Source organism: Algibacter lectus (assembly GCF_900112395.1).
GTDB lineage: Bacteria > Bacteroidota > Bacteroidia > Flavobacteriales > Flavobacteriaceae > Algibacter > Algibacter lectus.
In genome coordinates this window covers 113,380-133,192 of record NZ_FOLN01000003.1, presented here as the reverse complement: position 1 = coordinate 133,192, position 19,813 = coordinate 113,380, and the positions used below count along the sequence as shown (strand labels likewise).

At 33.7% G+C, this 19,813-nt stretch carries 13 protein-coding genes; 10 read left to right on the top strand and 3 right to left on the bottom strand.

Annotation, left to right across the window (positions count from 1 at the left end; translation table 11 throughout):
* The first annotated feature begins 2 nt into the window (after positions 1-2).
* From BM246_RS06390 to BM246_RS06370, 5 genes are all read left to right on the top strand, one after another.
* Positions 3-1,268, top strand: a complete 1,266-nt coding sequence (locus BM246_RS06390) for a glucose-1-phosphate adenylyltransferase (RefSeq protein ID WP_042502284.1) — start codon at positions 3-5, stop codon at positions 1,266-1,268.
* Between the two features lie 107 nt (positions 1,269-1,375).
* A complete protein-coding gene (locus BM246_RS06385; RefSeq protein ID WP_074936605.1) occupies positions 1,376-3,313 on the top strand; it encodes an alpha-1,4-glucan--maltose-1-phosphate maltosyltransferase in 1,938 nt (645 codons plus the stop codon).
* 74 nt (positions 3,314-3,387) lie between these two features.
* Positions 3,388-5,295 (top strand): 1,4-alpha-glucan branching protein GlgB, encoded by a 1,908-nt coding sequence (gene glgB / locus BM246_RS06380; RefSeq protein WP_074936602.1) that lies wholly within the window; start codon positions 3,388-3,390, stop codon positions 5,293-5,295.
* A 330-nt stretch (positions 5,296-5,625) separates the two neighbouring features.
* Positions 5,626-8,022 carry a glycoside hydrolase family 31 protein gene (locus BM246_RS06375; protein ID WP_074936599.1) on the top strand — a complete coding sequence of 799 codons (2,397 nt, stop codon included), beginning with the start codon at positions 5,626-5,628 and terminating at the stop codon, positions 8,020-8,022.
* A gap of 261 nt (positions 8,023-8,283) precedes the next feature.
* Positions 8,284-8,682 (top strand): MFS transporter, encoded by a 399-nt coding sequence (locus BM246_RS06370; protein ID WP_074936597.1) that lies wholly within the window; start codon positions 8,284-8,286, stop codon positions 8,680-8,682.
* A gap of 36 nt (positions 8,683-8,718) precedes the next feature.
* Here the strand turns inward: BM246_RS06370 and BM246_RS06365 are convergent, their stop codons facing one another.
* The 3 genes from BM246_RS06365 to BM246_RS06355 form a co-directional block, all read right to left on the bottom strand.
* Complete coding sequence (locus BM246_RS06365) at positions 8,719-9,387, bottom strand: hypothetical protein (protein ID WP_074936594.1); 669 nt, start codon at positions 9,385-9,387, stop codon at positions 8,719-8,721.
* A gap of 113 nt (positions 9,388-9,500) precedes the next feature.
* A complete protein-coding gene (locus BM246_RS06360) occupies positions 9,501-10,169 on the bottom strand; it encodes a hypothetical protein (protein WP_074936592.1) in 669 nt (222 codons plus the stop codon).
* 90 nt (positions 10,170-10,259) lie between these two features.
* A complete protein-coding gene (locus BM246_RS06355) occupies positions 10,260-12,095 on the bottom strand; it encodes a cation:proton antiporter (protein WP_074936590.1) in 1,836 nt (611 codons plus the stop codon).
* A gap of 62 nt (positions 12,096-12,157) precedes the next feature.
* Here BM246_RS06355 and BM246_RS06350 point away from each other — a divergent pair, with 62 nt between their 5' ends.
* The 5 genes from BM246_RS06350 to BM246_RS06330 are packed head-to-tail and all read left to right on the top strand — an operon-like array spanning position 12,158 to position 19,687.
* Positions 12,158-13,045, top strand: coding sequence for a universal stress protein (locus BM246_RS06350; RefSeq protein ID WP_231961828.1), 888 nt, complete (start codon positions 12,158-12,160; stop codon positions 13,043-13,045).
* Positions 13,042-15,237: a SulP family inorganic anion transporter gene (locus BM246_RS06345; protein WP_074936588.1), complete on the top strand. Its 2,196-nt coding sequence runs from the start codon at positions 13,042-13,044 to the stop codon at positions 15,235-15,237. The genes BM246_RS06350 and BM246_RS06345 overlap by 4 nt, the downstream gene beginning before the upstream one ends.
* A 54-nt stretch (positions 15,238-15,291) precedes the next feature.
* Positions 15,292-16,152, top strand: a complete 861-nt coding sequence (locus BM246_RS06340; protein ID WP_074936586.1) for an MBL fold metallo-hydrolase — start codon at positions 15,292-15,294, stop codon at positions 16,150-16,152.
* A gap of 26 nt (positions 16,153-16,178) precedes the next feature.
* Positions 16,179-17,786, top strand: a complete 1,608-nt coding sequence (locus tag BM246_RS06335; protein WP_074936584.1) for a S8 family peptidase — start codon at positions 16,179-16,181, stop codon at positions 17,784-17,786.
* Positions 17,787-17,839: 53 nt separating this feature from the next.
* Positions 17,840-19,687, top strand: a complete 1,848-nt coding sequence (locus tag BM246_RS06330; RefSeq protein WP_074936582.1) for a M1 family metallopeptidase — start codon at positions 17,840-17,842, stop codon at positions 19,685-19,687.
* The last annotated feature ends 126 nt before the right edge of the window (positions 19,688-19,813 follow it).

Below are 19,813 nucleotides of genomic sequence, written 5' to 3'. Positions count from 1 at the left end.
ATATGATAAACAACAAAGTTTTAGCCATTGTTTTAGGAGGCGGTCAAGGATCCAGACTTTACCCATTAACCGATAAAAGATCTAAACCAGCAGTTCCTATTGCCGGAAAATACAGACTTGTAGATATACCAATCTCAAACTGTATTAACGCAGATATTAAGCGTATTTTTGTGTTAACTCAATTTAACTCAGCATCACTTAACAAACACATTAAAAACACCTATCACTTCAGTTTTTTTAGTAGTGCTTTTGTAGATGTATTGGCTGCCGAACAGACTCCAGAAAGTAAAACTTGGTTTCAGGGTACTGCCGATGCGGTTAGACAGAGTATGCATCATTTTTTAAGTCACGATTTTGAGTACGCTTTAATATTATCAGGAGATCAATTATATCAAATGGATTATGATAAAATGATTGAAGCTCATGAAGCCTCTAATGCCGAAATATCTATTGCAACCATTCCTGTAAATGCAAAAGACGCCACATCTTTTGGTATTTTAAAAGCGAATGATGAAAACGTCATTACATCATTTATAGAAAAACCCGATGCCGAATTGTTACCAGAATGGACTTCGGAAGTAAGTGAGGAAATGAAAGGTAAAGGCCGTAACTACCTAGCTTCAATGGGTATTTACGTGTTCAATAAAGATTTGCTAATTAAACTCATGGAAAACCCTGATACTATAGATTTTGGTAAAGAAATTATTCCGCAATCTATACACGATCATAAAACTTTAAGTTACCAATATGAAGGGTACTGGACAGATATTGGAAATATAGACTCATTCTTCGAAGCGAATTTAGGCTTAACTGACGATATTCCTCAGTTTGATTTATACGATGAAAAAAAACGTATTTATACGCATGCTAGAATGTTACCTACCACAAAAATAGCAGGCACTGTTTTAGACAGAGCTGTAGTTTCTGAAGGTTGTATTATTGGTGCTGCAAAAATTGAAAAATCGGTAATTGGTATTCGTTCTAGAATTGGTAAAGAATCTACCGTAATTAACACCTACATGATGGGTAGTGATTTCTACGAAACTTTAGATGAAATAGAAAACAACCGTATTAAAGTCCTTACCGGAATTGGAGAGCGCTGCTTTATTAAAAACTGTATTCTAGATAAAAACTGCCGTATTGGTGACGATGTTCGTATTAACGGCGGAAAGCATTTAGAAGATAAAGAAACAGACATGTACTTTATTAAAGATGGTATTGTTGTTGTTAAAAACGCTGCAACTATTCCTTCAGGATACGTTATTTAACCAAAATAGCAACCAAAAATCAAATTTCTTCACCAATTAAAATAGCTTTAGCTGGTGAAGAAATCTGACTAAAAAAATATTGATTACCATACATAACTAAGCAAACAATGCAAAATCAAAAAAGAGTTGTAATTGATTATGTTTCACCAACTGTAAACGGTGGCGACTTTTATATTAAACGTGTAGTAAATGAAATTGTAAATGTAGATGCACATATTATGGCCGATGGTCATGATGTTTTAGGAGCTGCCATACTTTACAAACACGAAAACGATAAAACATGGCAAGAAACTCGAATGGTGCTTACTTCTAACGATGAGTGGAAAGCATCCTTCAGTGTACAAAAACAAGGGTTTTACAACTATAAAGTAGAAGCATGGGTAGATTATGCTTTAAACTGGAGATACGGTTTAATTCGTAAAATAAACGATGGCCAACATGTGGTTTCAGAATTATTAGAAGGTGCCGAATATATTGAGCCACTTTTAAATAAAGTAAATGCTGATGATAAACAATATTTAGAACATTTACAGCGTATTTTTAAAGATGAAAATAATTATGGTGAGGCCATTTCCGAAGCAGTAAAAGAAAGGCTTTATAATATTTTCTTCCAAAACCCAATTAAAATACTTGCCAATACCTCTTCAACATACAAAGTTTACGTAGATAGAAAAAAAGCAAGATTTAGCACATGGTACGAGTTTTTTCCGCGTTCAGCGTCGGAGCACAAAGGCGTTCACGGCACTTTTAACGATTGCGCACGCTTATTACCAAGAGTAAAAAACATGGGGTTTGATGTGGTTTACCTACCACCTATCCACCCAATTGGAGAAGTTAACCGTAAAGGAAAAAACAATACTACAGAAGCCAAAGAAGGTGATGTTGGTTCTACATGGGGTGTTGGTTCGCAATATGGCGGGCATAAAGACATCCATCCACAGTTAGGGAATATCGACGATTTCAAAGCGCTTATACAAACAGCAAAAGATAACAATCTTGAAATTGCTATGGATTACGCCTTACAAGCCGCACCAGATCATCCTTGGGTAAAAGATCATCCAAAATGGTTTAAATGGCGACCAGATGGTACCGTTCAATATGCTGAAAACCCACCAAAAAAATATCAAGACATCCTTCCTATTTATTGGGAAAGTGAAGACTATAAAGCCCTTTGGAACGAGTGTTTAGATACTATGTTGTATTGGGTAGATTGTGGTATTAACATTTTTAGAGTTGATAACCCACACACAAAACCTTTCTATTTCTGGAATTGGATTATTTCTGAAGTAAAAGCAAAACACCCCGATGTTATCTTTTTAGCCGAAGCTTTTACAGCTCCAAAAGTAATGAAACAGCTTGCTAAACAAGGTTACACACAATCGTACACCTATTTTACATGGCGTGAGAGCAAACATGAAATCACAGAATATGTAGAAGAGCTAACGCAAAGCGAACTAAAAGAATATATGCAACCTAATTTTTGGCCAAACACGCCAGATATTAATCCATATCATTTACAAGGCGCTAACGAATCTAAACATATTCAGCGTTACGCACTAGCAGCTACTTTAAGTTCTAGTATTGGAATTTATGGGCCTGTTTTCGAATATATGCTATCCGAACCATTACTGGGAAAAGAAGAATATTTAAATTCTGAAAAATTCCAAATTACACATTACAACTGGGAGCTTAAAAACAAGCTAACTACTATAATTTCGAAAATCAATTTTATTAGAAACCATAACGAAGCCTTACAACAAACCAATAATATTAAATTCTGTAACATACAGAATGACAATTTAATAGCCTTCTATAAATGGAACAATGATAGAACCAATGAGATTCTAGTTATTATCAGTTTAGATGCCCACAACTCGCAACAAGGTAATATACAAGTGCCGTTGCAAGATTTAGCGGTACATCCAGGACATAATATTGAAATGCACGATTTAATTACCGATAGCCGTTATAATTGGAATAATGAATGGTGTTATGTGGAATTACACCCAACAATGCCTTTTCACATTTTCAAGATTAACAAATAAAACTTAAGGGTTTAAACCCCATATTAAAACAACGACATAATTTTCCTTTAAACAGGAATTAACAACATAATTTTATGGCACAAGTAAAACCGTATAGCTTATTTACAGAATTCGACATAAACCTTTTTAAAGCAGGAAAACATTACAGGCTTTACGAAAAAATGGGGTCGCATTTAGTAACCGTAGATGGTATTGAAGGTACGTATTTTGCCGTTTGGGCACCTACAGCAAAACAAGTGTCTGTAGTAGGCGATTTTAACTTCTGGATGGAAGGCGAGCATCAATTAAATGTACGTTGGGATTCTAGTGGTATTTGGGAAGGTTTTATTCCGCTTGTTGGTAAAGGCAACATCTACAAATATAAAATACAAAGTAATAATAACGATATAAAAACCGAAAAGGCCGATCCATATGCACGCCGTTGCGAGCATCCTCCAAAAACAGCTTCTATTGTTTGGGACGATTCTTATAAATGGAAAGATACAGATTGGATGAAAAAGCGTAAAGAAAAAAACGCTTTAGATGCACCTTACTCGGTTTACGAAGTCCATTTAGGATCTTGGAAAAGACAGGTTGAAGAAGACCGTTTTTTATCTTACTATGAGCTAGCAGACGATTTAGTAAACTATGTAAAAGACATGAATTTTACACACGTAGAACTTATGCCTATTATGGAATATCCATACGACCCATCGTGGGGTTACCAACTTACGGGATATTTTGCGCCATCGTCTCGATTTGGTTATCCTGAAGAATTTAAGTACTTGGTAGATAAACTTCATCAAAATGATATTGGAATAATTCTAGATTGGGTACCATCGCATTTTCCAGAAGATGCGCACGGTTTAGGCTTTTTTGATGGCTCAAATTTATATGAACATCCAGACCCAAGAAAAGGTTATCACCAAGACTGGAAAAGTTTAATTTTTAATTATGAACGTAACGAAGTAAAATCGTTTTTAATAAGTAATGCTGCCTTTTGGATGGATCAATACCATGCCGACGGCTTACGTGTAGATGCTGTAGCATCAATGTTATTTTTAGATTACTCTCGTGAAGATGGTGAATGGGAACCAAATATTTATGGTGGTCGCGAAAATCTAGCTGCTATAGATTTCTTAAAAGAATTAAATCAAGAAATATATGCATCATTCCCAGATGTACAAACCATTGCCGAAGAATCTACAGCATTCCCAGGCGTATCAAAACCAGTGTTTTTGGGTGGTTTAGGTTTTGGAATGAAATGGATGATGGGTTGGATGCACGATACTTTAGATTACTTTTCTAAAGATCCTGTATACCGAAAATATCACCAAAATGATATTACTTTCAGTTTAGCTTATGCCTTCTCAGAAAATTTTATGTTACCACTTTCTCACGATGAGGTGGTATATGGTAAAAACTCTATTTTAGGCCGTATGCCTGGAGACGAGTGGCAACGTTTTGCAAACTTGCGTTTACTTTACGGTTATATGTTTACACACCCAGGTACCAAATTAAATTTTATGGGTGGTGAAATTGCTCAGTATGATGAATGGGATTTTCAAGGTAGTATAAACTGGAACTTATTAGAATTCGAACCACATAAAAACTTTCAGAATTACTTTAAAGAACTAAACAAAATATACAGAACAACACCAGCTTTATATGAAAAAGCCTTTACAGGTGAAGGTTTTGAATGGATTAGCTACGACGACCATGAAAACTGTGTGATGTCTTACATGAGAAAAGGTTATGAATCTAAAGACGATGTGGTGGTTATTTGTAATTTAACACCAACAGTTCGTGAAAATTATAAAATTGGTATTCCTGTAAATGGTAAACTAAAAGAGCTTTTTAACAGTGATGCTAAAGCATTTGGTGGTAGTGGCGTTTCAAACAAAAAGCAAATTACCATTAAAAAAGACCCTTGGAATGGTAAAGATTATTCGGCAGAGGTTACACTTTCGCCCTTATCTGTAACTATTTTTCAGTTTAAATAGAAAATTTAGATTAATGGTCTCATATAAAACAAGTTATTACACTTAAAAAATTCAACATCAATTAGTATCCCTTTTCAAATTGAAAAACTACTAATTGGTGTTTTCTAATATTCTAACTCATCGCATTAAAAAAAAAAATCAACTTATTTAGTAATTAATAATAATCTGAAATTCAAAAAACAGAACTTTTGCCGTTCTTTAAGTATTTTTCAATAAACCCCTAAAAATTTGAGTTTTACACATAATATCAATTCAATTTTTAGTAAAAAGAAGCCTGTTTGCGCATTAAAAATTAGTAATTTCGAAAAATAATTTTAATACTTAGTCCATATGATATTAAATACAGAACTAGAATATAAAGGGAACCTATTCCCTTCTAACATAACAAAATACAGTAAAGATGTAGATGTACTACATTTTTCTACTTCAAATAATGTAATACTTAAACTTACAGTTTTACGCGATAGTGTACTTCGTTTTACCTACACTACTGTTGGTAAATTTGAAAGAGACTTTTCTTATGCTATAGACGAAGATGCTAGTAGAGGTTATAACCATTTAGAAATTACAGACGACGAAGAAAAATACGTTGTTACTACTTCAAAATTAATTTGCCATATTCATAAATCGGATTTAAGAATTTCACTTTACGATGCTGCCGATAATAAAATTATTTGCGAAGACGAACTTGGTTTTCACTGGGAAGAAAGTTACGAGCTTGGTGGCGATATTGTAAAAATGAGTAAAGCTGCTCAAAACGGAGAAAGTTATTATGGATTAGGTGATAAGCCAGAACATTTAAACTTAAAAGGACGTCGTTTTGAAAACTGGGCAACCGATTCTTATGCTTTCGGTAAACATACCGACCCTATTTATAAAGCTATTCCGTTTTATACAGGTTTACATAACGGAAAATCTTACGGAATTTTCTTCGATAATACTTTTAGAACTTACTTCGATTTTTGTAGCGAACGTAGAAACGTAACAAGTTTCTGGGCACAAGGTGGTGAAATGAATTATTACTTCATTTACGGCCCTAAAATGCAAGATGTAGTAAAGAACTATACCGATTTAACAGGAACCCCAGAATTACCACCATTATGGGCCTTAGGGTACCACCAATGTAAATGGAGTTACTATCCAGAATCTAACGTAAAAGAAATAACAGCAAAATTTAGAGAACTTCAAATTCCTTGTGATGCTATTTATTTAGATATCGATTACATGGAAGGTTTCCGTTGCTTTACTTGGAGCAAAGACTATTTTCCAGATCCAAAACGTATGGTTAAGGAACTAGCAGACGATGGTTTTAAAACCGTAGTTATTATAGATCCAGGTATTAAAATAGATAACGAATACAGTGTGTTTAGAGAAGGTCTGGAAAAAGATTATTTCTGTAAACGTGCCGATGGCCCTTACATGAAAGGAAAAGTTTGGCCAGGTGAGTGTTATTTTCCAGATTTCACCAGACCAGAAGTTCGAGAATGGTGGGCCGGTTTATTTAAAGAACTTATAGAAGATATAGGCGTAAAAGGTGTTTGGAACGACATGAACGAGCCAGCAGTAATGGATGTACCGGGAAAAACCTTTCCGCCAGATGTACGTCATGATTACGATGGTAACCCATGTAGCCACAATAAAGCACACAATATTTACGGTATGCAAATGGCCAGAGCCACTTACCATGGTTTAAAACGCTACAACTATCCAAAACGTCCGTTTGTAATTACACGTTCGGCATATTCTGGAACGCAACGTTATACCTCAACCTGGATGGGAGATAATGTAGCCACTTGGGAGCATTTACAAATAGCAAACATACAAGCACAACGTTTAGCATTATCAGGATTCTCTTTTGCAGGATCGGATATTGGTGGCTTTGCAGAACAACCAAATGGCGAACTTTACGCACGTTGGATTCAATTAGGTGTTTTCCACCCGTTCTGTAGAACACACTCTTCTGGAGATCACGGAGAGCAAGAGCCATGGGCTTTCGATACAGAAATTACCGATGTTGTTCGTAAATTTATCGAAATTAGATATCAATTATTACCATACCTATACACAGCATTTTACCAATACTCGCAAGACAATGTGCCTATGCTGAAATCTTTGGTTTTATTCGACCAAGACGATGTACAAACACACTATAGAATAGACGAGTTTATCTTTGGTAACCAAATATTAGTTTGCCCAATAAACGAACCTAATGCTAAAGGAAGACGTATGTATATTCCAAGAGGTGAGTGGTTTAATTACTGGAATAAAGAACAAGTATCTGGTGGTAAAGAAATGTGGGTAGATGCCGATTTAGATAGCATGCCAATTTTTGTAAAAGCAGGTGCCATTATACCTAAATACCCTATACAACAGTACGTTGGCGAAAAGGTAATTGAAGAGCTAGGTTTAGATGTTTACTACAAAAATGGTAAAGAAGATTCTGAACTTTATGAAGATGCAGACGATGGTTACGATTACACAAAAGGACGTTACAGTTTAAAGAAATTTAACTTAGCCGGATCTGAAGATAAATTAATTATCCGTATCCATAAAAGAGGTCAATACGTAACCACTTATAACACCTTTAAAGTTAATTTATACGGTTTACCTTTCGAAGTAAAATCTATAAAAGTAGACAACGAATATGTCGATTTAGCCGATGTAAAATTCGAAAATAATAGCCTTGTAATAAGTAAAGAATTTACAAACCTTCAAATTAAAGGTTAATATCAAAATACCAATAGTACTAAAGCCTCTTTGTGAAAACGAAGAGGTTTTCTTTTTTTTGGGCAAATGGCAAGCCACCGCGCTATCCGCTACTAGTTTTGGCTCGATGCATGCCTCGCCAAAAGCTAACCACTACTATCGCTTTTGCATTATCGGCCAAATACAGTCAATACCTCAACTAAAAGCCAATTTGCACTGTACATTTTAAATAACAAAAAAATTATCTAAATTCGTTAACCAAACGGCAACACAACTTTATTTATGGAAGAGAAATTAAAAGTAACAAAAATGATACATATCGCTTTATGCTCAGGTTTAGTTATAGCCTATATTTTTATCGGTGATGTAACTTCTATAAGCTTTAATATGCCAGCTTTAAGCCAATCTAACATCATTTATGTTCTTATCCCTATAATTGCTTATATATTTAGTAATTTCATGTTTAAAACGCAGCTAAAAGCAGCCGATAAAACACTAAAACTAGAAGCAAATATGGCTGTATACCAAACTGCGTCTATAGTAAGATGGGCCATACTAGAAGGTGCTGCTTTTCTAATTTTACTTCTTAATAAAGATTTTGTACTCTTCGGTATTTTAATAATACTATACCTAGCGTTAATACACCCTACGGAAGATCGTGTAAAAACAGATTTAACATAAACATTAAAACCAAGTATTATATTCTAAGAAAACTGTTTATAGGTTTTCAGAAACCAATGTGCTATCTATAGAATTGTTATAATTAGTAAAATAATTGAATAAAAAATCTTCATATTCCATATCCGAACGTCTCATTTTTCTGTAAAGCTCTTTCCCTAATAATTCAGGGAATTTATTAAAATCAGATTTGTTATTTATTTTGTGTAATCCATATAAATCTTCAAAATAAAAAGACTTAAAATACTTACGCTTATAGCCTTGACGACTTTCTCCTCCAATTTCTATTCCATTATCACCAAATGAATAAGCTCTTATATCTGAAAACTCATGAACATAAAAATTAACCTTTCCTTGTTCCATATCTTCAGATAAATTCTCAATATAAGTAAGCATAAAAGCATTGGAATACATATAAGATCCGATAGAATTTTTAAAAGGTAAAGATTTTAATCTAACAACCTTTCCCTCTGAATTTTTGAATATAAGATACACAAAATCATCAGGATTTATCGATACGCCAGTCTGCTTTCCTGTCTTATCTAACGCGGCAAAACCACCATGTAATTTATTTACGGGTAGTTCAAAACCATAAACAGTAATATCTTCGTTTAATTTATTAATTACGGTATATTCCCATAAATAATTAACATCTTGTGAATAGCTAGAAACCGTAATTCCAATAAAAAAAGCAAGTAAAATTTTCATTTTCATAGTAAAGAATTTAAATTAAAATAATACCAATAATTATACCAGGTTTACTAAATTTGAAAGAATTTTCATAAACATTAAAAACAAGTATTATATTCTAAGAAAACTGTTTATAGGTTTTCAGAAACCAATGTGCTATCTATAGAATTGTTATAATTAGTAAAATAATTGAATAAAAAATCTTCATATTCCATATCCGAACGTCTCATTTTTCTGTAAAGCTCTTTCCCTAATAATTCAGGGAATTTATTAAAATCAGATTTGTTATTTATTTTGTGTAATCCATATAAATCTTCAAAATAAAAAGACTTAAAATACTTACGCTTATAGCCTTGACGACTTTCTCCTCCAATTTCTATTCCATTATCACCAAATGAATAAGCTCTTATATCTGAAAACTCATGAACATAAAAATTAACCTTTCCTTGTTCCATATCTTCAGATAAATTCTCAATATAAGTAAGCATAAAAGCATTGGAATACATATAAGATCCGATAGAATTTTTAAAAGGTAAAGATTTTAATCTAACAACCTTTCCCTCTGAATTTTTGAATATAAGATACACAAAATCATCAGGATTTATCTGTACGCCTGTCTGCTTTCCTGTCTTATCTAACGCGGCAAAACCACCATGCAATTTATTTACGGGTAGTTCAAAACCATAAACAGTAATATCTTCGTTTAATTTATTAATTAAGGTATATTCCCATAAATAATTAACATCTTGTGAATAGCTAGAAACCGTAATTCCAATAAAAAAAGCAAGTAAAATTTTCATTTTCATAGTAAAGAATTTAAATTAAAATAATACCAATAATTATGCCAAGCCTATTAAATTTGAAAGAATTTTCACTATTACTTTATACTATTAAACCTTCTCAACATCAATAGGTTTACCTAAATACACCAACTGAAAACCTTCTTCTATAGTATCTACATTTAAGTTATTAGAAGAAATAATATGCAATTCTCCTTCATTATCTTTTATAAAAAGCGGGATAATCTCTTTGTCCTTATTAGTGATTTCTATTAAACCTTCGTAGTGTTCTTTACTTTCTAAATCAATTTCTTGTATCGATGGGTGATTTCTAGTTACATCACTTAAGGTGTTATAATCATCCGTTTTACTAAACAAACCTTCATTTGGACTACTATTTTCATCTAGCATTTCTTCTTTAGTAACTAACCTAAAAGCACCGTTTTCACCAAATTGCTTGCTAAACTTATTGATAGCATATTTATTAATATCAGAATTTGCAGTTAATGCCATTAAATATCCCATATCGTTTAACTCGATATCATCCATTAAGCTATCCGAGTAAATATTCATATTCATCGCACTTAAACCTAGTTCTTTTGCTTTTTGAATATTCCGTTCGTTGCTATCAATTAGCACCACGTTTCTACCATTAGATTCTAAATAATGCCCTAATAATCTAGATACTTTAGACGCTCCAATAATTAAAATTCCTTCAGATTTCTTCAAGAAAACACCTACCATTTTTGCAAACATACGTGCCGTAGTTGCGTTTAATAGCACAGTTCCTAAAACAATCATAAAAACCAAAGGCGTAATATATTCTGCTCCTGGCACACCTTCTTTAGCTAATTTTAAACCAAATAAAGATGCAATACCAGCAGCTACAATACCACGTGGGCCAACCCAACTGATAAACACTTTTTCGTTTAATTTTAGTAAAGATCCATAGGTACTTAAAAACACACCTATTGGTCGAATTACAAAAACAATAACAGAAAAGAGTATAACAGTTTTCCAATCGTAAATTAACATTAAGTCAGATACATTTATATTAGCTGCCAAAAGGATAAATAGAATAGAAATAAGTAATACACTAAGCGATTCTTTAAAGTAAAGTAATTCTTTTAAATAAGGCGATTTTGAGTTTCCTAAAACCATCCCCATAACAACTACAGCTAGTAAGCCCGATTCGTGAGCAAAACTATCAGATAGTACAAAAACACCTAAAACGGCCGCTAATGCAAACACGTTTAATAAATAATGCGGCACAAACTTTCTGTTTAATATAAAATTCATGGCATGTGCAAAAGCAAAACCAAAGGTAGAACCAAACAATACAATTTTACCAAACTCTATTAATGCTGTTTTGGTAAACTCACCACCAGCATCTACACTAATAAACTCGAAAACCAATACGGCTACTAAAGCCCCAATCGGGTCTATTAGAATACCTTCCCATTTTAAAACAGCCGAAATATCTTTTCTTAGTGGTATGTTTCTTAAAATAGGCGTAATTACCGTTGGGCCTGTTACAATTATTAAAGCAGAAAATAAACAGGAAATTTGCCAGCTTAAATCAAAAATATAATGAGCAGCTAATGCTGCACCGAAAAAAGTAACCATAGAACCTATGGTAATAAGCTTAGTTATTACGGGTCCTACATTTTTAATTTCGCTCATTTTTAAGGTTAATCCGCCTTCAAACAGAATAACACTAATTGCTAAAGAAACAAAGTAGAATAGACTTTCTCCAGGAAATAAGCCTTCGCTTCCATTCCAAATCGGTTCTATCCATTTTGTACCATCTCCGCTTAAAAACTCAGCCGCAATAGGGCCAACTAATAAACCAATTAAAATTAGCGGTAAAATCGCTGGAATTTTAAATTTCCATGCTACCCATTGTGCTAATATGCCTAAAATTATAATGCCTGCTAGTTCTATCATTTATAAGATTCTCTAAAAAAAGACTAATTTAAGTAAAACAGACTACTTGAAGTTTTTAAAAAATGTTATCTTTCAACTTTGAGCAAAAAATAGTAAAACACGTGAGTTTAAAGCCTTTTAAAAGTATTGGAATTGGTGTGGCATTTTCGCCAAACCTAAAAGCGAATCTATTCGAGGCTGCAAGGCTATCGGTATTTTTTGATGCCAAATTATTTTTAATACACGTTGGAGAACCTTCCGAAGAAAAAACCAATGGCTTAAACGAGATTCTTAAAAGTTTTGAAAAAGACCAATTGAATTTTGAAGTTGTTTTTAAAACTGGAGATCCTGTAGATGTTATTTTATCGACTTCCGAAGAAAAAAAGATAGATTTACTTATTCTTGGAGCCGTGCAACGCGAGCGTTTTGTAAAATACTATGTAGGTTCGATTGCTCGGAAAATTACACGCCAAGCCAAATGTTCTATTTTATTATTAGTTAAACCATCTGTTGTTAGAGCACCTTGCCAACATATTGTAGTTAACGGCTTAAAAGATCCAAAAACCGAAAGCACTATCACGGCTGCTTTTTATGTTGCCAACCAATTAAAGGCTAAAAAAGTTACTATTGTTGAAGAAATTAATGAAGAACAAGTCACTGTAAAGGTGGACGATGATAAATCTTTACGTCGTGCAACGATAATAAAAGAGCGTATAAAATTAAGAGAAAACTCGAGAATAAAGGAAATAATAAGTCATATTCCAGTAGAATGCACCACTGAAAAAAGCATAAAATTACAACCCATATTTGGTAAAAAAGGCTATTCCATTGGGCATTATGCTCAAATTATGCGTGCCGATTTATTAGTGATGAACGCGCCAACAAAAATGACGTTTTGGGATCGTTTATTTCCGCACGATATTGAACATATTTTAACCGAATTACCAACCGACGTACTAATCCTTCAATGAGTTCAAAAAAAAACAACATAGCCACATTTTTTCAAACCTTACCCAAAAACATATTTTCTGGTTTTGTAGTTAGCCTTATAGCCTTACCATTAGGTTTAGGTTTAGCCATGGCTAGTGATGCTCCACCAATTGCAGGTATAATTTCAGCCGTTATTGGCGGTATTGTAGTCTCCATTTTAGGCGGAAGTCATGTTACCATAGTTGGTCCAGGAAACGGCTTAGTAGGCGTAATTTTAGTAGCCATAACCACTTTAGGTTTACAAAATGCTTATATAGCTATTGTGTTTTCGGGTGTGCTTTTAATGGGACTTGGTTTTTTACGTATGGGTGCTTTAGCCAATTTTTTCCCGTCATCGGCCATACAAGGGATGTTGGCTGCCATTGGTTTAATTATTTTAGGTAAACAATTTCATATTATGTTCGCGCACAAAATAAAGCGTGAAGACACCATAGATTATTTATTAGAAATACCTTTTACTATTAACGATGCCTTGCATTACGAAAGTAAAGGACTTGTTTTTGCAGCTTTGGCAGGTGTAATTAGTTTAGCAATTATGTTGTTTTATTCCAAAATTAGAAACAAATATTTGCAACTTATTCCTGCACCTATGTGGATTGTTATTTTATCCATTGGGTTTAGTTATTACTTTGAAATTGGCTTGCACGAACCCAACCCAATTGCTAAAGAATACATGATTTCTGGTATACCGAGTTTTCAAGATATTATTGCAGATATACCTACGCCAAATTTTAGTGGTATTTGGAACTTTCCGTTTTGGGCAAGTGTTCTAGCACTTACGCTTATTGCAAGTATAGAATCGCTTTTAAGTATAAAAGCCGTAGATAAATTAGATCCAGAAAAAAGACGTTCCAACGTAAATCGCGATTTAAAAGCCTTAGGTTTAGCGACTATTGGTAGTGGTTTTTTAGGCGGATTAAATGTTGTTACTGTAATTGCACGTAGCTCGGTAAATGTAAATAATGGCGCAACAAATAGATCGGCCAATTTTTTCCATGCCTTTTTCTTGGTACTATTTATTGTGCTTTTCAGCACGCAACTTACCAGAATTCCGCTGCCTGCTTTAATGGCTATTTTGGTTTATACAGGTTATAAATTAGCCTCTCCAAATGTAATTACAAAAATATTTTCCATAGGAAAAGAGCAGCTCGTTATCTTTTTTGTAACACTTATTATCACCTTAAAAATCGGATTAATTTCTGGAATTATATCGGGTGTTATTGCCACATTAATTATTCATATCATCATTAATAAAAGTGCTGGTTTATTTCTAAGAAACGTTTTAAAACCTAATGTTTTAATGTATCAAGAAACAGATGAGCAACACAACTTTTATGTAAGTGTAAAGCACTTTTGTAGCTTTTTAAATTACTACAGACTTAAAGAACAACTCGATGCTGTTCCCGAAAATCAAGATATTATTGTAGACTTTTCGCTTTGCGAGTTTGTAGACCATACCGTTATGGAAAACATGAATAATTACCAAGAGTTATTCCAAAAACGTGGTGGCCATTTTGATGTTGTTGGTTTAGATATGCACGATACAGATTCTAAACACCCATTCGCGCTACGCCGTATGTTACCTGTTCCAAAAATTATAAAAAACAGCTTAACAAGACGCCAAACTAGCATGAAAAGTTTAGCTAAAGATTACAACTATAATTACAGTTCTAAAAAAGAAAAAGAAGTTTCGTTTTTAAACAATTTTCAGTTTTTTAACACCAAAAACATCAATCATGTTTACAACAAATTATCTCATGAAGATAAAAAGATGAAACTCTTTGATATTGAATTTTCTGAAGGTGAATTTATCGCTAAAGAAGTGATTAGAAAAACCATGCTTTACATTAACCTAAACCATAATATTCCTGAATTTACTCTAGATAAAGAAGGTTTTTTAGAAAAAGTATCTGCTCTTGCTGGTATTAAAGATATTGATATTGAAAACCATGATGATTTCTCTGATCGTTTCTTTCTTTTAGGTGAAAATGTAAATGAAATTAGCCAATTTTTTAACGACGATATTACTCACTTTTTTGAAAGCAATCCTTACTATCACGTTGAATCTAACGGCTCTGCCCTACTTATTTTTGGCAGACAACGTTTGGCCGGGATGAAAGAAATAAAAGCACTCTTCGATTTTGGAAAACGTTTAAAAGCTGTTATTTCTTAATATATTCTTAACGTTTTCAACGATTAACAATAGATTCCGTAATTTTACGATCTTATGAAGTTATACCCTATCAATTCCGGTAATTTTAAACTAGATGGCGGCGCTATGTTTGGTGTTGTGCCTAAAACATTATGGCAACGCACAAATCCCGCAGATGCCAATAATCTAATCGATATTGCAGCTCGTTGCTTACTTATTGAAGATGGAGACAGGCTCATTTTGATTGATACGGGTATGGGCAACAAACAATCTGATAAATTCTTTGGTTACTATTCGCTTTGGGGTAACGATACTTTAGATGGCTCGCTAAAAGCGCATGGTTTTCATCGTGATGATATTACTGATGTATTTTTAACGCATTTACACTTCGATCATTCTGGTGGATGTATAGAATGGAATAAAAATAAAACAGGTTATCAACCCGTTTTTAAAAATGCTCATTATTGGAGTAACGAAGACCATTGGCAATGGGCAACCCAGCCAAATAATCGTGAAAAAGCATCCTTTTTAAAAGAAAATATTATTCCTATTGAAGAAAGCGGACAGCTTAAGTTTACAGGAATTCCTAATTCGAATACATTAAAAAATTCACCCCTAGGATTCGATATCTTCTTTGCCGACGGACATACCGATAAACAAATGATACCGTTAATACATTACAAAGGAAACACCATCGCCTTTATGGCCGATTTACTACCAACCGTTGGGCATTTACCATTACCATTTGTTATGGGCTATGATACTCGACCGCTGTTAACGTTAAACGAAAAAGAAAGCTTCTTAAATTTAGCAGCCGACAACAATTTTTATCTCTTTTTAGAACACGATGCACACAACGAAATTATTACCGTAAAACACACCGAAAAAGGCGTGCGATTAGATCAAACATACACAACTCAAGATATTTTTAAATAAATTAAAGACTAACTCAAATAGTAAAAATGAACACATTCAAATCGATTACCGTATCTGCTTTTACAGCGCTACTAATTACAGGTTGCGGAGGCGCAGCAGAAATACTTTCTACTCCTGTAGAGAATATAGATAATACACCTTTAAAAGTTTCAGATTTAACTGAAATTGAAAAACACAATTGGGGACATTTAGATTTAATAAAAGATACCATCCCTGGTATGAGTGTTGATAAAGCTTACGCTGAAATTATTAAAAACAAAAAAGGAGAAAAAGTTATTGTAGCAGTTATAGATGCTGGTATTGATATAGATCATGAAGACTTAAAAGATGTTATTTGGACCAACACCAAAGAGATTCCAAACAACGGTATAGACGACGATAAAAACGGTTATATTGATGATATTCATGGATGGAATTTTCTAGGTGATACTTACAATGAGCAATTAGAATTTGTTAGAATTTTAGCTAAAGGTGATACTAGCGATCCAGATTACGCGAGAGCTAAAACTGAATACGATGAAGAATATCAAAAATACATGGGTTATAAAACAAATTATGACCAAATGTCTATGCAAATTGCAAGTGCAGATGAAACCTTATCTAAACACTTAAACAAAAAAGATTATACTAAAGCTGATGTAAACGCTATTAAAACAGACAACGAAACTTTATCTCGTGCTGTACAAATTGCTAAGTACTTTTACAGCAACGGTATGGAATCTTTAACAGCTGCTAAAAAGCAAATTGATAACAGTACCACACAAATTAACGATCGTTTAAACTACAACTTAAACAAAGAATTTAACGGACGTATTAATGGTGATAATGCAGATGATATGTCTACTAAATTTTATGGTAACGGTAATGTAAAACCAACTATAAAATCTGAAAGTCATGGTACACACGTTGCCGGAATTATTGCAGCAAAACGTAATAATGGTAAAGGCGCAAATGGTGTTGCTAACAACGTAGAAATTATGAGTGTTCGTGCCGTACCAAACGGTGATGAGTACGATAAAGATATTGCATTAGGTATTCGCTATGCTGTAGATAATGGCGCATCTATTATTAACGGAAGTTTTGGTAAATACTACTCACCACATAGTGATTGGGTACGCGATGCTATTGCTTACGCTGCTAAAAACGATGTGCTTTTTGTAAATGCTGCAGGTAACGAAGGTATTAACTTAGACGAAAAAGATGTATTCCCAAATGATGCTGTTGGTATTGGTCCAGAAGTTTCAGATACCTTTATAACTGTTGGAGCTTTAGAGCCTAAATATGGTTCTGGTATTGTTGCAGGTTTTTCTAACTACGGAAAAGTAAATGTTGATGTATTTGCACCAGGAGCTAAAGTATATTCTACAGTTCCAGAAAACGAATACGATACTAAAGGAGGTACGTCTATGGCCGCTCCTGCTGTTGCTGGTGTTGCTGCCTTAATACGCTCTTACTATCCTAAATTAAGTGCTGCACAGGTAAAACAAATTATTATGGAATCTGGTTTAGCTGTAAAAAGTAAAGTTATTGTTGGTGGCGACACTAATGATATTAAACCATTTGCAGATTTATCCAAATCTTCTAAAATGGTTAATGCCTACAACGCACTAATTTTAGCCTCAAAAACACATTAATTATAACTTAAAAAAGAGGCCTTAAACAGCCTCTTTTTTTATTCAATATTTATATGAAGCAAATATATATTTCAATTTTAAGTATCGCTTTACTAGCCTCTTGTACAAGTACCAAAACGGTAACAAATACAACAAGTTCTAGCACATCTATGGTTTTAAATTCTCCTGCAACAGCCACGTATTGGCAACAGCATGTAGATTATAAAATGGATATTGATATGGATGTAAACAACTATCAATACCAAGGGAAACAAACATTGGTTTATACCAACAATTCTCCCGATGTTTTAGATCGTGTGTATTATCATTTATTTTTCAATGCCTTTCAACCAGGTAGCGAAATGGATGTACGCTCGCAAACTATTGCCGATCCAGACGCTCGTGTTGGTAGCAGAATTGGCCAATTAAAACCAAACGAAATTGGTTACATTAAAGTAAACAGTTTAAAACAAAACGGAACAACTTTAACACACGAAACCGTAGGTACAGTTTTAGAAGTTAAACTAGCAAACCCTATTAAACCAGGAGAAAAAGTAACGTTCACTATGGATTTTGATGCACAAGTTCCTGCACAAATTCGTAGAACGGGTAGAAACAATGCCGAAGGTGTTGCTTTATCTATGGCACAATGGTATCCCAAATTAGCCGAATACGATTTTGAAGGTTGGCATGCCGATCCATATATTGGTCGTGAGTTTCACGGTGTATGGGGAGATTTTGATGTAAAATTAACTATTAATAAAGATTATACAGTTGCAGGTTCTGGTTACTTACAAAACCCAAATCAAATTGGTCATGGTTATGAAACTGGAGCGGTTACAAAATCGAATTCAGATAAATTAACTTGGCATTTTGTTGCACCAAACGTGCACGATTTTACTTGGGCTGCAGATAAAGATTATATCCACGATACTAAACAAGTACCAAACGGACCGCTTTTACATTTTTTCTATAAAAATAATTTAGATGCTGAGCATAAAGGTTACTGGAAAAAAATGCAACCAAAAACTGTAGAGCTTATGGAATACTACAGCGAAAATATTGGTAAATACCCATACAAGCAATACTCAGTTATTCAAGGTGGCGATGGTGGTATGGAGTATGCCATGAGTACTTTAATTACAGGTAATAGAAGTTACGGTAGTTTAGTTGGTGTAACAGCTCACGAATTAGCACACACTTGGTTTCAGTTTTTATTAGCTTCAAATGAATCTAAGCACGAATGGATGGACGAAGGTTTTACAACCTATATCAGTAATATGGCCATGAACGATATTATGGATGAAGGCAAAGAAAATCCTTTAGCCAACGCTTACAAAGGCTATATTTATTTAGCAAATTCTGGAAAAGAACAACCACTTACCACACATTCCGATCGTTATGCTTACAATCGCTCATACAGCATTGCCGCATACAGTAAAGGCGCTGTGTTTTTAAGTCAATTAGGTTATGTTATCGGAGCCGAAAACTTAAAGAAAACTATAAAAAAATATTATACCGATTTCTCATTTAAACATCCAAAACCATTAGATATCGTGCGTACCGCAGAACGCGTATCTGGCTTAGAGTTAGATTGGTATTTAATAGATTTCGGACAAACAACAAACACCATTGATTATAGCGTAAAAGCTATAGAAGGTAATAACATTACTTTAGAGCGTATTGGTTTAATGCCAATGCCTATAGATTTAAAAGTAACGTATGTAGATGGTACTTCGGAAGATTTCTACATTCCTTTACAAATGATGCGTGGTGAAAAACCAACCACAGCTACTATAGTTAGCGATTGGGCTTGGGCCTACCCAACTTACAGCTTCGATGCAAAAAAAGCTGTAAAAACAGTTGAAATTGATCCTTCTGGATTAATGGCCGATGTAGATAGCTCGAACAACAAAAAATAATACATTTTAATACCTTTTTAAAAGCCTTTTTGTGAAAACAGAAAGGCTTTTTTATTTTCTAAACTTTCCAAATAAAAATAAATTTTAACTGATTATCAATCACTTAAAATAATACAAGTTATAAAA